Below are 13,353 nucleotides of genomic sequence, written 5' to 3'. Positions count from 1 at the left end.
CGACTGAACTATGATGAGTAGCTAAGAAACACAATATCATAATGGAAATAATTGCACTTTTCTTTATCATCCTATTTTTTATCTTATCGATGTTCTTTTCGGGTATGGAAACTGGACTTATCTCCATAGACCGTTTGAAATTAGAACAAGATGCAAAAGAAGACAAGTTAAAGAAAAAACTACTTTCTTTTATTGAAGAACCGAATCGTTATTTAGGGGTTACACTCATTGGTAATAACATATCTGTTGTTGTTGTTTCTACTATATTTACAGTATATTTTGCTCAACTCCTGCCATTAGACAAATCCATCTCAATTCTTTTGTTAGCTGCTTTCATGTTGATTTTCGCAGAGATAGTACCAAAATCGATCAGTAGAGAAAATTCTAATATCTATGTAACACGCTTATTTCCGATCTTGTTCTTTTTCTATCTTATTTTAAGACCATTTATTTCTATAATTAACTTGTTTTATGCCTTTTTAACGAAGTATTTTGGATTAGAACGTGATAATCGTTACTCCTTCCTGACACGAGAAGACCTGGCAATTATTTTGTCTGAATCTAATCTGGGTGATAGCATTGAACAGCCACAGAGAGATATGTTAGAAGAGGTACTTGATTTTAATGAACTTATAGCCAAAAATGTCATGACTCCGCGTACTGATATAATGGCTATTAGTAATGATAAATCTGTTCAAGAGATCATCGAATTAGCTAAACAAGAGGGATATACAAGGTATCCCGTCTATGAACAAGATATAGACAATATTATCGGCATTCTGATCATCTATGATTTGTTGAAAAAGAATAGTTCAAACAATTTACGAGCAACTGATTTTGCAAGAGAAGCTCTCTTTGTCCCCGAAACAATAGATTTGAACGCACTCCTCAAAGAGATGCAACAAAAACGTAAAAGTATGGCGGTGGTAGTAGATAATTTCGGTGGTACCGCAGGTTTGGTCACTATTGAAGACATTTTAGAAGAATTAGTTGGCGAAATTGAAGATGAGTATGATTTCGAGGAAGTAGAAGATAAAGACATTCAGAAGATCAATGACAATGAATATGTTGTAAAAGGGTTCGTTGAGATTGATCATCTCAATGATGAATTTGATGCTGAACTGCCTGAAGGTGATTACGAAACCTTAGCCGGATTGATAATCTCTAATTTAATGCGCATTCCAAGCAAAGGCACTAAGATAAATGTTGGAAAATGGCGGTTGGAAGTGCTTCAGGCATCGAGTAGCAAGGTCATAAAAGTAATAATGAAAAAAAACAACTAATGAAATAATGATCCAGATAAAGACTAATATTCTTACCCCATTGATCGATAAATCGATATTGTTCAAGCAGAATCAATATATAAAAATAGAAAATAGCCGAATCATAGATATTTCATCGGAAAAGTTTTCAGATACATATTTAGACTATAGCAATGCTGTTTGTCTGCCCGGTCTCATTGACCTTCACGTACATCTTTCCCAGGTCAATGTTCGGGGTAAGCATGCCGATGGATTACTTCAATGGTTAGATAATTACATCTTTACTGAAGAAGAAAAGGCAAATGATCCAAGATATGCTAAAGATATTGCCGTTCAATTCTTTGCTAATTTGCTATCTTGTGGTACTACTACTGCAGTAGTTTATGTAGCTCCAAACCCTTCAGCTTGTGATATAGCATTTCAGGAAGCTCAAGAAGCCGGAGTTAGAGTTATTATGGGTCAAACCCTGATGGATAGAAACTGTCCGGATTTTCTCTGCCGTGATACAAATCGATCATTAGAAGAAGCTATTACTCTTTACCATAAATGGAACAAGACAACCCCTTTATTAGAGTATATATTTACGCCCAGATTTGCTCCTGTTTGTTCTTCAAAACTAATGAAAGGAATAGGAAAATTTGCTTCTGATAATAAGGCATATATACAAACTCATCTCTCAGAAAACAAACAAGAACTCAAATGGGTACATGAATTATTCCCGGATAGCAATTCTTACACCGAAGTATATGAGAAGCACCAACTATTAGGAGAGAAGACACTATTAGGTCATGCAATACATCTCTCTGATGAAGAAATGAACATCCTAACTCAAACAAAGAGCAAGATCACCCATTGTCCCGATTCAAACTTCTTTCTACATAGTGGAACTTTTCATCTCCAGAAGATTTTAGATCATAATATTGATTTTGCACTCGGTTCTGATGTAGGTGCTGGCACTACTCTGTATATGCCACATATAATGAAGATGTTTATCTATCGTCAGGAAGAATATCATATAACTTTAAAAGAGGCACTTTACTACTCAACTCTCGGAGCAGCAAAAGTTCTTGGAAAAGAAGGTCTGCTCGGTTCTATTGAGAAAGGAAAGGAAGCAGATCTCACCTTTATCGAGTTACCAGAAAACCTCAATAGAATGCCGGAAGAAATATTGTCTTATCTGATCTATCTAAGTGATCCTGCAAATATTTTTGCCACCTATATTGCAGGACAAGAACGATATAAGAAAAAAGGATAGGGTTTTTACAACAAACCAATAAGTAGCTTAACTACCCAAAATAGCCAATAAGACGCCTGCTGCGACTGCTGAACCGATCACTCCAGCTACATTTGGTGCCATGGCATGCATGATCAAGAAGTTATTTTTATCCTCTTTTTGTCCGACAGCATGGACCACTCTAGCACTATTAGGTACTGCCGAAACACCCGATGCCCCGATCATAGGATTGATCTTTTCTTTTAGAAATAAATTGACTATCTTGGCGAAAACAACTCCGGTAGCAGTAGCCATGGCAAAAGCGAAAGCACCGAGCATAAATATTTGTATTGATTCTATACGTAAGAAGAGATTTGCTTGCGTAGCTGCTCCCACAGTTAATCCAAGCACAATAGTAACCGAATCGACAAGAGCATTTCTAGCTGTATTAGCCAATCTGTCAGTTACACCACTCTCTTTAAGAATATTGCCGAGAAAGAGCATTCCAAGAAGTATAGATGCCTGGGGAGCTATTAAGACAGTTACTATAAAACCCACAAATGGGAACAGAATTTTTTCTCTCTTACTGACCAATCTTGGTGCTTTCATTCTGATAAGACGTTCCTCTTTAGAGGTCAGAAGCTTTATTATTGGAGGTTGTATAACAGGGACCAAGGCCATATAGGAGTAAGCGGCAATCGCAATTGGTCCCACAAGGTGTGGTGATAATTGAGATGAAAGAAAGATTGATGTTGGACCATCAGCTCCCCCAATAATACCAATAGAACCTGCTTCTGCAACAGTAAAGCCAAGTAATAAGGAACCAATAAACGTGGCAAATATTCCAAATTGAGCCGCAGCACCAAGAATGATCAACTTAGGATTGGCAATAAGAGTTGAAAAGTCTGTCATAGCTCCAATGCCGAGGAAGATCAAAGGCGGATAGATACCGTAACGCACACCACTATAAAGAATATTAAGTACTGACCCGGGTACATCAATACCCGAGGAACCTGGCATATTCCCCAGAACCATACCAAAACCAATCGGGATTAGTAGCAAGGGTTCAAAATTTTTAGTTATTCCGAGAAACATTAGAATTAAGCCGGCAACTATCATGAAAAGATAGGTCAATTCGATTTGAGCAAATCCGGTTGTCTGGAAAAATTGCCACAACTCTGTCATCTATTTCAGTCTCCTATCATCATCAAGAGATCACCTTCATTTACTGAAGCACCTTTATTAACCTTAATATTACTTACAGTACCATCTTTTTCTGTGTGTATCTCCGATTCCATCTTCATTGCTTCCAAGATTATTACCACATCACCTGTCTTTACTTTATCACCCTCTTTTACCAAAATATCAATGACCGTTCCGGGAATAGGAGCTCGAATCGTTCCATCAATTTTGGTCTGCGGTTTGGATATTTGACTATCTTTTGGTTTACCTGTCTTGGAGATAGTCTGCTTAACTGTTTCTCTTGAAACAGAGGGGGTTATAACAACCAGAAGTTCACCCTCTAAAACGGTATCTCCTTTCACTACATTTATCTCTTTTAACTTACCGGAAACCGGAGCTACTAACTCCGACTCCATCTTCATCGCTTCCAATGTTATTAGTACATCACCCGCCTGAACTGTATCTCCGGCTTTCTTATGGACATCAATAACTATACCGGGGATAGGAGCTATTAGTTGTCCTGATACCCCTTTACTACCGGAAGTACTGATCTTTTCAGGATTTAGATATGATTTGCTGGTCTTGATTACTGGCTGTGTGAGATTTATATTCTCTTGTTCGACTTCAATAACATAATCTATGCCATTGACACTAACCTTGGCTTCATTTCCTTTATAGGAAAGAATTTTTGCCTCATACTTTTCGCCGTTAATGATTAATTTGTATTTTTTCATTTGCTCTTACCTTCTACTCATTTTGCTCTATTGGTTCTCTTCATCAATTACTTCTCTCTCTCAATACACGATTAGGCATATCAAATTTACCTGACGTCTTCCAAACACTTACAGGTTCCCTCTTCCAAGTTAAAGTCATTTTACTTAACTCTTCTGCTTCTTGGAGATGAAAATGTAGCGCAGTTATTGCAGCAATAACTGCATTATAGCCGGCATCTCGAGATTTTAAGTCCGCAATCTTTACTTTTTTTGCAACTTGTTTCTTATCGTTATCAGATTTCTTTCCGTATATTGGCGGCTTTTCGGAATATTTGACCACTCTGCTCAATAAACCGATAAATAAACCGGTAAGTGATAGACTGCAAAATATGACCAACATCCCAACAAGCACAATATTCCAACTAAAACCCCAAATTTTACTCCTAAATTGTTTGTGTGCTTTTTCCACTTTTTCTTGATCAATTTGTAACTCAGCAAGTGTTGTTGTATTATCTAATCCCAGCGGCAAATCCAAATACTTTTTTAACTTATCTGACGGAATGCTAAGCTGTTTAGATAACTCTTCCAGAGTTGTCTCTTCTGAATATTCATAATCAACTTTCTTTTGGTAAACGCAGTAAATAGGTTCAACCAATAAAACACTAAATACTATAACAATAAACAGCAAAAAGTTATGTTTGATCAATTTTTGTGTCATTCCCATTCTTCCTGAGATCAATTATAATGGTATGTTGCCATGTTTTCTTGGCGGTATTGAATCTTTTTTAGCAGCAAAAGTTTCCAATGCTTTGATGATACGAAATCTTGTCATAGCAGGAACTATTACATCATCTATATACCCTTTTTGAGCAGCTTTATATGGATTAGCAAACTTATCAATATACTCTTGTTCTTTTTCAGCAATCACTTTATTAACATCTTCGACGTTCTTCATATCTTTTCTAAAAACAATTTCTACTGCACCTTTGGGACCCATTACTGCGATTTCAGCAGTTGGCCACGCATACACTGCATCTGCCCTCATATGCCTGCTGTTCATCACACAATAAGCACCACCATAAGCTTTTCTTATTATTACTGTTATTTTGGGCACTGTTGCTTCGGCAAAGGCAAACATCAATTTAGCTCCATTACGAATTATCCCATTTGCTTCCTGGTTGAAGCCGGGTAAAAATCCAGGAACATCTTCCAATACTACTAAAGGTATATTAAAAGCATCACAAAAACGAACAAATCTGGCAGCTTTGGTTGAGGCATTAATATCGAGACATCCGGCTAACACCTTCGGCTGATTGGCAACTATCCCTACTGAATAGCCATTCATTCTGGCAAAACCAACGATAACATTTTGAGCATAATACTTGGCTACTTCTAAAAAATCTTCATTATCTACTACCGCATTTATGACATCGAGCATATCATAAGATTTATTAGGGTTATCGGGTACTATCAGGTTCAACTCTTCAACTACACGATCAATAGGATCGGTATTAGCAATACTCGGCGGATCTTGTAAATTGTTCGAAGGCAAGAAACTGATCAATTTCCTTATCATAAGGAGTGTTTCTTCTTCTGTCTCAGTCATAAAATGAGCAACACCACTCTGAGTAGAATGAACGTAAGCACCACCAAGTTCTTCTGTACTGATATCTTCGTTGAGTACGGTTTTAACTACTTTTGGACCGGTAACAAACATATAACTATTTTCTTTATTCATGATAATGAAATCCATTATTGCAGGAGAATATACAGCTCCACCGGCACAAGGACCCATAATGGCTGAAATCTGCGGAATCACACCGGAAGCCATTACATTGCGCCAGAAGATCTCAGCATACCCGGCTAAAGCATCCACTCCCTCCTGTACCCGAGCACCACCCGAATCATTCAAACCAATAACTGGAGCTCCTACTTTCATCGCCATATCCATAATTTTACAGATTTTTTCTGCATGGGTTTTAGATAGAGAACCGCCAAAGACAGTAAAGTCCTGAGCAAAAACAAAGACCTGTCTTCCATTGATAGCGCCACAACCGGTAATTACGCCATCTGAAGGATAGATGGATTGCTGCATATCAAAATCGTGGCATTGATGAGTTACAAACATGTCATATTCTTCAAAACTGTCAGGATCGAGTAGAATCTGTAACCTCTCATGGGCAGTCATCTTACTCTTTTCATGCTGTGCTTGAATACGTTTTTCTCCACCACCAAGACGTGCTTCTTCTCTTTTTTGTAACAATATCTGTACTTTTTCTTCAATGGACATTAGTCACCCCGTCATCTAAAAATATTTCTTAGTTTATTAATGCAGTTTATTATATTTCTACTATGTTATACATATATTGCAATTAACCGATTTCATGATTCTTGGCAAAATTCGAGTAATACTCCACCGGTGTATTTAGGATGTAGAAAAGCTATCAGAGAATTATGAGCTCCTGGTCGTGGTTCTTTATCTATCGGTTCTATTTCATTATCGATAGCATTTTGTATATGGGCTTTAACATCATCCACATCAAGTGCTATATGCTGGATCCCTTCACCTTTTTTCTCGATGAATTTAGCGATCGGGCTATCTTCAGATGTTGCAGCAAGCAGCTCTAATCTCGTATCACCAACCGGTATAAAGGCAATCTTTACTTTCTGTGATTCTACAACTTCCGTACTGGAAACCTCTAAGCCCAGTTTACGATAGAAATCAATAGCTTTATCAAGGTCTTTGACTGCTATACCAATATGATTTATCTTCTTAATCATTCTTCCCTCTATACTAAATCTAATTATCTTTATTTATACTTCTTCGCCAGATCAAAACCCAATTTCATTGCCTTTAGGTTAACATCAACAAATGATCTCTTTACTGTTGTTTCGATAGCTTTTTTCAAGGCCTGCTCTGAGACTATTCCAGAAATCTTTACCAGAAAAGCTAATGATAAAATATTGGTTGGGAGTGGAGAACCGAGTTTGTCTAATGCTATTTCAGTAAAAGGTAGCTCATAAACAGTTGAACTCAAGAGGGCAATATTTTTAACAATTGAATTATCAACTATCAGGAAACCATCATCTTTTAGGTCAAACAGGAATTTATCGCAAGCTTCCTGAGTTAAAGCCATCAAAATATCGAACCTAGTCGCTTCCGGGAAGAAGATCTCTTCGCGGCTGATGATAACATCAGCACGGCTGGCACCTCCGCGTGACTCCGGCCCATAACTCTGAGTTTGTGTGACCCTTCTCTTATCATTTACAGCGGCATTTGCTAAGACAATTCCTGCTAATACTAATCCTTGACCACCACTTCCACTCAAACGTATTTCAACCGTTTTCCGTTCTGATATTTTCATTTTATGCCTCCTTATCCGCTTTTTCTCTTAAACTCTCTACTAATTGGGTATAACGAGCCGTGAATTCGGGCATATTTGTATCCTGTTTCAGAATCCCTCTGATAACTTTATTCTCTACTTTTTCAGCCGGCAATTTATCTACAGCTTTGATACTTATTGAATTATCACGCATATGTTCCATCATTCTGGAAGCATTCCCCTTCTTATTTAATCTTCCATAGATCACAGGACAAGCAGAAAGTACCTCCAAAACAGAATAACCACTATGATTTATAGCATCTTTAACTAAATTTTGCGTCTCTAACGAATGAAATGCTGTTGTACGGGCAACAAATGATGCACCAGCTCCTATGGCAAGTTGACAGATATCAAAGGGAGGATCAATATTACCGTGAGGACAAGTTGTTGCTATATCACCGGAAGGTGTTGTTGGAGAATACTGACCACCTGTCATACCATAGATGTTATTATTAATAACAATTACTGTCATATCTATGTTTCGTCGAGCACCATGAATGAAATGGTTGCCTCCGATAGCAGTAGCATCTCCATCACCAGTTATGACTATTACTTTCATGTGTGGTTTAAAGAGTTTGATCCCTGTTGCAAAGGGTATAGGACGACCGTGAAGAGTATGCAAAGAGTTAAAATCTACATATACAGGCATACGGCTGGAACAGCCAATACCTGAAACCATCATGATATCATCTTTCGGTATCTGAAGTTCTGCAATAGCCCTGATCACAGAACCAAGCACTATTCCTATACTACAACCTGCACACCAGACATTAGGAAATTTTTTATTATGTCTTAGATATTGATGGACGACTTTTTGTGAAACACCACTCATTATAACACCTCCTTAATCTTTTTATAGATCTCATTGGGTGTTATTAATTCTCCATTGGCTTTTTGGATCTTCTTAATATCACTATCCTCTTTATCTTTCGTTAAACGCTCAACTTCATGGACTAATTGTCCTTGATTGAGCTCCGGTACTATAACGGTATCTACATTCTTAAGCATCTTGCGAACAGCATCATCAGGAAATGGCCAAATAGTTAACGGTCTCAATAATCCGACTTGGAATCCCTCTTTGCGGAGAGCTAAAACTGCTGATTTGGCTGATCTGGCTAATATTCCGACTGCAAAGACTGCAACTTTGGCATCTTCCATCATAAATTTCTCTATTTGAACAATATCTCTGATATTTTGGGTAATCTTTTTCTTCAGACGTTTCATCATGGTTGCTATTTCCACAGGTTTATTAGTCGGAAAACCATAAACATCATGTGCCAATCCTGTTACATGGAATCGATAGCCCTCACCATAGCTGGCAAGAGGTGAGAGATACTTCTGGTCTTCATCATAGTGCTTATACCATTCAGGTGGTACTGTCGGTTTCAAGCGGTTAACTATTCTGAACTTAGACATATCGGGGAGACAAACCGCTTCCCGCATGTGACCGAGAACCTCATCCAACAGTAAGACTACACAGGTACGGTATTTTTCAGAGAGATTAAATGCTCGAATTGTTAATTCATAAGTTTCTCTGACAGAATCAGGATAGAGAACAATGGCGGGAGCATCTCCATGAGATCCCCAACGGGATTGCATCATATCACCTTGTGAAGGTTTGGTAGGTAATCCAGTACTGGGACCAGCTCGCTGAACATTAACGACTACGCAGGGAGTCTCGGTCATTTTGGCAAAACCGATCCCCTCCTGCATCAGAGAGAACCCGGGTCCACTAGTTGCAGTCATGGCTTTAGCGCCTGCTAACGAAGCTCCAATAACAGCACATATACTGGCGATTTCATCCTCCATTTGTATATATGCCCCATTTTTCATTGGCATTTCTTGAGCCAAGATCTCAGCAATTTCGGTTGAAGGAGTTATGGGATATCCGGCAAAAAAATTCAGACCTACTTCAAGAGCAGCTTTAGCTACTGCCTCATTCCCCTGCATCAAAACCCACTTTTTAGGAGGTTCTGCTTCTGTTTGAGTAATTACTTTTTTTTCTTTCTTTTCCTTTTTTTCTTCTGTAGACATACTTACCCCTTATCTCTTTGCACCCGTAATAGCAAAGTCGGGACATAAACGGTCACAAGTTTCACAGTGGATACACTTTTCGGGATTCTTTACATAAGGAGTACCATCTGCTTTACGACCCAGAGTCCCTGTTGGACAAAATGATACGCATATACCACATTTTTTACACCAGTTGTAATATATGTAAACCGGTGTCTTTTTAAAGTCTTCGGAAGCATCTACCTCGACATTTTCAACTTCCATCTTTTCCGGTGAATCATCTTCTAAAATGATTACACCGTCTCGGCTCTTTTCGATCTTTTTTGCCATGTTATTTATCTCCTCTAAAAATTACTATAACTGAACGAACATATTAATACCTTCTTTTAATTCAAGCATTTTCTGTAAACAAGAATTTACTGTATTGATCCTAATTTTTTCTGCTTTAGATGATTTAAAAGAGGATTCTGGATATTCAAATTTAAAAACAATTGTACTATTACTTGGTAGCAGCTCTTTTTGCGGTAAACTATCTTCTATCAATATCATTTAATATCAATATGGTGGCAGGACCCAGACTCGAACTGGGGACACAAGGCTTTTCAGGCCTCTGCTCTACCTACTGAGCTATCCCGCCAACCAGCTTTTATTGGAAACAAACTCGAAATTATGGTAAATATGTCAAGGTAAAACGCTAATATTTTTCCACTACTTTTCTTGTTCTGTATTGATCGAGCCATTTTCTGAACTCGAGTTCAGCAATATATTCACGATAGTGGTCTCGAACATGGTGGAAAGAATCCCTATCTACTCGTTGTTTTTTATCTACCCGATAGAAAATATATTCATTATCACTTATTTTTATTACGTGGCTTACTTCACCTACATTTCTCTTGATAGCGTCATCTATGATCAAATAGCTGTATTTAATACGAGGGATCGTGCTATTAATTGATAGATTAGTTGCCATATGCCAACCACCGAAAAAGATAAGCAATGAATCGGGTTCTGTGTCATGGATCACCAATTCTCGTAATTGTGTAATATAGTTTTGGGCATTAGTCGCTCTTTGCTCATCTGAGATCAATCTTGAGATCATTGGTAGTGATTCTTCATAAGAGTAGTATTGGTTGACATCTTTATCTTTAAGAAAGATCACCCCATAGCCATTATCATCTCTATACAGTGTGTTGAGTTTTTCATTACGTCTCAGGTTGATCAGTCTTTGCTGATAGTCGATAATATCAGCTAAAGGTGGAAAACTATCTGTAACTGCTCTTTTCTCTGTCGTGAAAATGAGTAGAGTGTCGGTAACAATAGTCAAATCATCAATACTGTTAGTATCTAAAAAAAGCTGGCGTGCTTTTTCATAAGCTATATGATCGGCAATATTATACAGCAGTTCATCGTACAAATCTTCTCTTACAGTATCGTAAGATTTTCGTCGAGCAGGTATCTCTCCCTTCTTCTCTATTATCAGCCATCCCTGATCATAGTAGATAGGACCTTCCCTTTGTCCGATAGCTAATCCCTGTAGCATTTGATATATAGAAGAGGGCAGCTCACCTGTTGGGAATGGCTCATTTTGCGGAAATAGTAAATTCGCCCCAAAACAAAACTGGATCAATGAGATAGGAATCTGTCTATCTAACCAACCGATTATTTGTTTAACAAAGTCTTTATGCTGAGCTCCGGGATCAAGAACATAAATATATTCAACTATTGTTTGGGGATCAGAATAAAAACTCTCCATCTTAGCTAAATAATACTGCCTGGCTTCGTCCTCCGCTATTTTTAAAGTATCGGTTACGATGGGTACGTATAAACCTGTAAGTTGCAAGCTATCAGGAGCTGCAAATAGATTAAGATGCTGTACATAATACTCTTGATAATCGATCTGTTCGTCTTGCGATACAATACCGAGCTGTTTTATTAGATAATCTTCAACATCCTCAAAACTGGGTATATAAGCAGGAAAATAAGAGTTTATTCGATAGTAAACCATCTCTTGATTAGTTTCATAACTACCCACTTCCGTATTGATATCCCGAATCAGATAACTCTTCACTTGTTCACTTATCTCTTCTTGGTTGGGTATAAGTTCCAAAAAGACTACCTCATTAGTTATGATAACACCACTGGAGAGTATTTTTTTCTCAGATGGCAGCATGTCATAACCGACAAGATAGATATTAACTTCGCACCAGTCCTTTAACGTTTCTAATTCCTTTTGGAGTAATTTTTCGATTATTGTATCCCTTAATTCTCGAAAACTTAAATTCCTCTCTTCTAAAGTAAAGAGTTCCAGATTATTCTCATAAAAAGATCTCAACAAACGGTCTGATGTTCTCAGATTATTACGTAAATCATTTTTATTTATACTAAGACGGGTTATGTGTGCTGCCGGTACAATAAAATCACTCAGATTAGTGTGGTAAAATTGCCTGTATTGTTCTTGATACTCATGACTGACTGACTTTTTAACAAAGTCTTGCCAGACATTGCGTGCAATTGAATAATTGAATTGGTCAGAGATAGTCTCTTTTCCTGTAACACGAAAAACCAGAAAACCGTGATCAGTTTCTATGATTGGGGAATACTCATTCAGGTTAATCGACTCAATTGCTTGGACAAGCTCATACCTTGTAAATACCGACTCGATGTTTAAATTCGAAAACTCACTACCGTACATCTTGGTCTCTAACATCTCCACATCGGCAAAAAGATTGTTAATCAAATTATGTCTCGTCCGAAGCGCTTCATCATACGCTAATCTTTTACTCTTCTCAAACCTTATCTGCTCTCTGATCTCATCCCTTAGGTTGTCCTGTAAAGACTCGATCTCCATGAAATACTCATCTATTTCATTTTCCATTACAGTTACCTGAGAACTATATTTGTCATGAGGAATGATAAAAAACTCTACCTGGTAATACTCCGGATCAGGATATTGCCTGCGATTCTTGTGGTAATATGCATAAGCATCAAGGGGATTGATAAAGAAAGGTATATTAGCATCTTCTTCCTTGATTACTACAAAGGATATATCGATGTTAGTATTTTCATTTATATAGCGTTCCAGCAGAATTTGATCATTGTAATGAAAATTACTCTTCAGGATAGTTTCTGTTTTTGCTATAATTAACTCCCGGCGTAATTCATTCATTATCTTACGTACTTCAGGCGTGTTTTTCAATGTCTGATACTTCTGCATGTCAAAGAATCCATCCGTAGAAAACCTAGGTAAATCACCAAACTGAGCGATAAAATAACCTTCTAATTCTTGGTCAGTTACCTCAATTCTACTCTCGAGAGCATAATGATATATAAGATTTTCATAAATAAGATTTTCCAGTGCTATATCTCTTCTTTCTAAATAGCTTAATTGTTCATACCTATCATCCCTACTTATATACTCTATCTCTTGAGATAATTGCTGCACTGTGATTTCAAAATCACCTACTCTGGCAACTATTTGTGCCGAAAGAGATAAATGAATAGCAAAGAGAATGAATATAGCAAGCAAAACTAATGATCGTTTAATGACTCGCAGGTTGTTATTTCTAAAATCAATCATATTGAACATA

12 protein-coding genes and 1 tRNA gene are annotated in these 13,353 nt (G+C 37.5%); 2 read left to right on the top strand and 11 right to left on the bottom strand.

The genetic code is table 11. The features are described 5' to 3' along the window. Positions 1 to 41 precede the first annotated feature (41 nt). Both K0B81_02800 and K0B81_02795 read left to right on the top strand, forming a co-directional pair. The gene (locus tag K0B81_02800; GenBank protein MBW6515529.1) at positions 42 to 1,283 is read left to right on the top strand and encodes a hemolysin family protein; all 1,242 of its coding nucleotides are present in this window, start codon (positions 42 to 44) and stop codon (positions 1,281 to 1,283) included. A 7-nt stretch (positions 1,284 to 1,290) separates the two neighbouring features. Further along, the gene (locus K0B81_02795) at positions 1,291 to 2,517 is read left to right on the top strand and encodes a guanine deaminase (protein MBW6515528.1); all 1,227 of its coding nucleotides are present in this window, start codon (positions 1,291 to 1,293) and stop codon (positions 2,515 to 2,517) included. A 27-nt stretch (positions 2,518 to 2,544) separates the two neighbouring features. Here the strand turns inward: K0B81_02795 and K0B81_02790 are convergent, their stop codons facing one another. The 11 genes from K0B81_02790 to K0B81_02740 all read right to left on the bottom strand — a co-directional run bounded on the left by K0B81_02790 (position 2,545) and on the right by K0B81_02740 (position 13,352). Beyond that, the gene (locus K0B81_02790; protein ID MBW6515527.1) at positions 2,545 to 3,660 is read right to left on the bottom strand and encodes a sodium ion-translocating decarboxylase subunit beta; all 1,116 of its coding nucleotides are present in this window, start codon (positions 3,658 to 3,660) and stop codon (positions 2,545 to 2,547) included. Between the two features lie 5 nt (positions 3,661 to 3,665). After that, a complete protein-coding gene (locus K0B81_02785) occupies positions 3,666 to 4,028 on the bottom strand; it encodes a biotin/lipoyl-binding protein (protein MBW6515526.1) in 363 nt (120 codons plus the stop codon). 406 nt (positions 4,029 to 4,434) lie between these two features. Next, complete coding sequence (locus K0B81_02780; protein ID MBW6515525.1) at positions 4,435 to 5,088, bottom strand: OadG family protein; 654 nt, start codon at positions 5,086 to 5,088, stop codon at positions 4,435 to 4,437. Positions 5,089 to 5,109: 21 nt separating this feature from the next. Further along, positions 5,110 to 6,660: a methylmalonyl-CoA carboxyltransferase gene (locus K0B81_02775; GenBank protein ID MBW6515524.1), complete on the bottom strand. Its 1,551-nt coding sequence runs from the start codon at positions 6,658 to 6,660 to the stop codon at positions 5,110 to 5,112. Positions 6,661 to 6,752: 92 nt separating this feature from the next. Beyond that, positions 6,753 to 7,151 carry a methylmalonyl-CoA epimerase gene (mce, locus tag K0B81_02770; GenBank protein MBW6515523.1) on the bottom strand — a complete coding sequence of 133 codons (399 nt, stop codon included), beginning with the start codon at positions 7,149 to 7,151 and terminating at the stop codon, positions 6,753 to 6,755. Positions 7,152 to 7,180: 29 nt separating this feature from the next. After that, positions 7,181 to 7,735 (bottom strand): 2-oxoacid:acceptor oxidoreductase family protein, encoded by a 555-nt coding sequence (locus tag K0B81_02765; GenBank protein ID MBW6515522.1) that lies wholly within the window; start codon positions 7,733 to 7,735, stop codon positions 7,181 to 7,183. Between the two features lies 1 nt (position 7,736). Further along, positions 7,737 to 8,585, bottom strand: coding sequence for a 2-oxoacid:ferredoxin oxidoreductase subunit beta (locus tag K0B81_02760; GenBank protein MBW6515521.1), 849 nt, complete (start codon positions 8,583 to 8,585; stop codon positions 7,737 to 7,739). Then, complete coding sequence (locus tag K0B81_02755; protein ID MBW6515520.1) at positions 8,585 to 9,787, bottom strand: 2-oxoacid:acceptor oxidoreductase subunit alpha; 1,203 nt, start codon at positions 9,785 to 9,787, stop codon at positions 8,585 to 8,587. Before K0B81_02755 ends, K0B81_02760 begins: the two co-directional genes overlap by 1 nt. A 9-nt stretch (positions 9,788 to 9,796) precedes the next feature. Further along, positions 9,797 to 10,096 carry a 4Fe-4S binding protein gene (locus K0B81_02750; protein ID MBW6515519.1) on the bottom strand — a complete coding sequence of 100 codons (300 nt, stop codon included), beginning with the start codon at positions 10,094 to 10,096 and terminating at the stop codon, positions 9,797 to 9,799. 231 nt (positions 10,097 to 10,327) lie between these two features. Continuing rightward, positions 10,328 to 10,403 (bottom strand) — tRNA-Phe (locus tag K0B81_02745). Between the two features lie 57 nt (positions 10,404 to 10,460). After that, on the bottom strand, positions 10,461 to 13,352 hold the full coding sequence (locus K0B81_02740) for a peptidylprolyl isomerase (GenBank protein MBW6515518.1): 2,892 nt from the start codon (positions 13,350 to 13,352) through the stop codon (positions 10,461 to 10,463). Position 13,353: the final 1 nt, after the last annotated feature.

It is taken from the genome of Candidatus Cloacimonadota bacterium (assembly GCA_019429305.1).
Classification (GTDB): Bacteria; Cloacimonadota; Cloacimonadia; order Cloacimonadales; family JAJBBL01; genus JAHYIR01.
Note: the sequence above shows the minus strand (reverse complement) of the source record. Positions and strands in the feature narration are given on the sequence as shown.

Coding starts and splice junctions, on each gene's coding strand:
- K0B81_02800 (MBW6515529.1), top strand. CDS start 42: ATGGAAATAATTGCACTTTTCTTTATCATCCTATTTTTTATCTTATCG.
- K0B81_02795 (MBW6515528.1), top strand. CDS start 1,291: ATGATCCAGATAAAGACTAATATTCTTACCCCATTGATCGATAAATCG.
- K0B81_02790 (MBW6515527.1), bottom strand. CDS start 3,660: ATGACAGAGTTGTGGCAATTTTTCCAGACAACCGGATTTGCTCAAATC.
- K0B81_02780 (MBW6515525.1), bottom strand. CDS start 5,088: ATGACACAAAAATTGATCAAACATAACTTTTTGCTGTTTATTGTTATA.
- K0B81_02775 (MBW6515524.1), bottom strand. CDS start 6,660: ATGTCCATTGAAGAAAAAGTACAGATATTGTTACAAAAAAGAGAAGAA.
- mce (MBW6515523.1), bottom strand. CDS start 7,151: ATGATTAAGAAGATAAATCATATTGGTATAGCAGTCAAAGACCTTGAT.
- K0B81_02765 (MBW6515522.1), bottom strand. CDS start 7,735: ATGAAAATATCAGAACGGAAAACGGTTGAAATACGTTTGAGTGGAAGT.
- K0B81_02760 (MBW6515521.1), bottom strand. CDS start 8,585: ATGAGTGGTGTTTCACAAAAAGTCGTCCATCAATATCTAAGACATAAT.
- K0B81_02755 (MBW6515520.1), bottom strand. CDS start 9,787: ATGTCTACAGAAGAAAAAAAGGAAAAGAAAGAAAAAAAAGTAATTACT.
- K0B81_02750 (MBW6515519.1), bottom strand. CDS start 10,096: ATGGCAAAAAAGATCGAAAAGAGCCGAGACGGTGTAATCATTTTAGAA.
- K0B81_02740 (MBW6515518.1), bottom strand. CDS start 13,352: ATGTTCAATATGATTGATTTTAGAAATAACAACCTGCGAGTCATTAAA.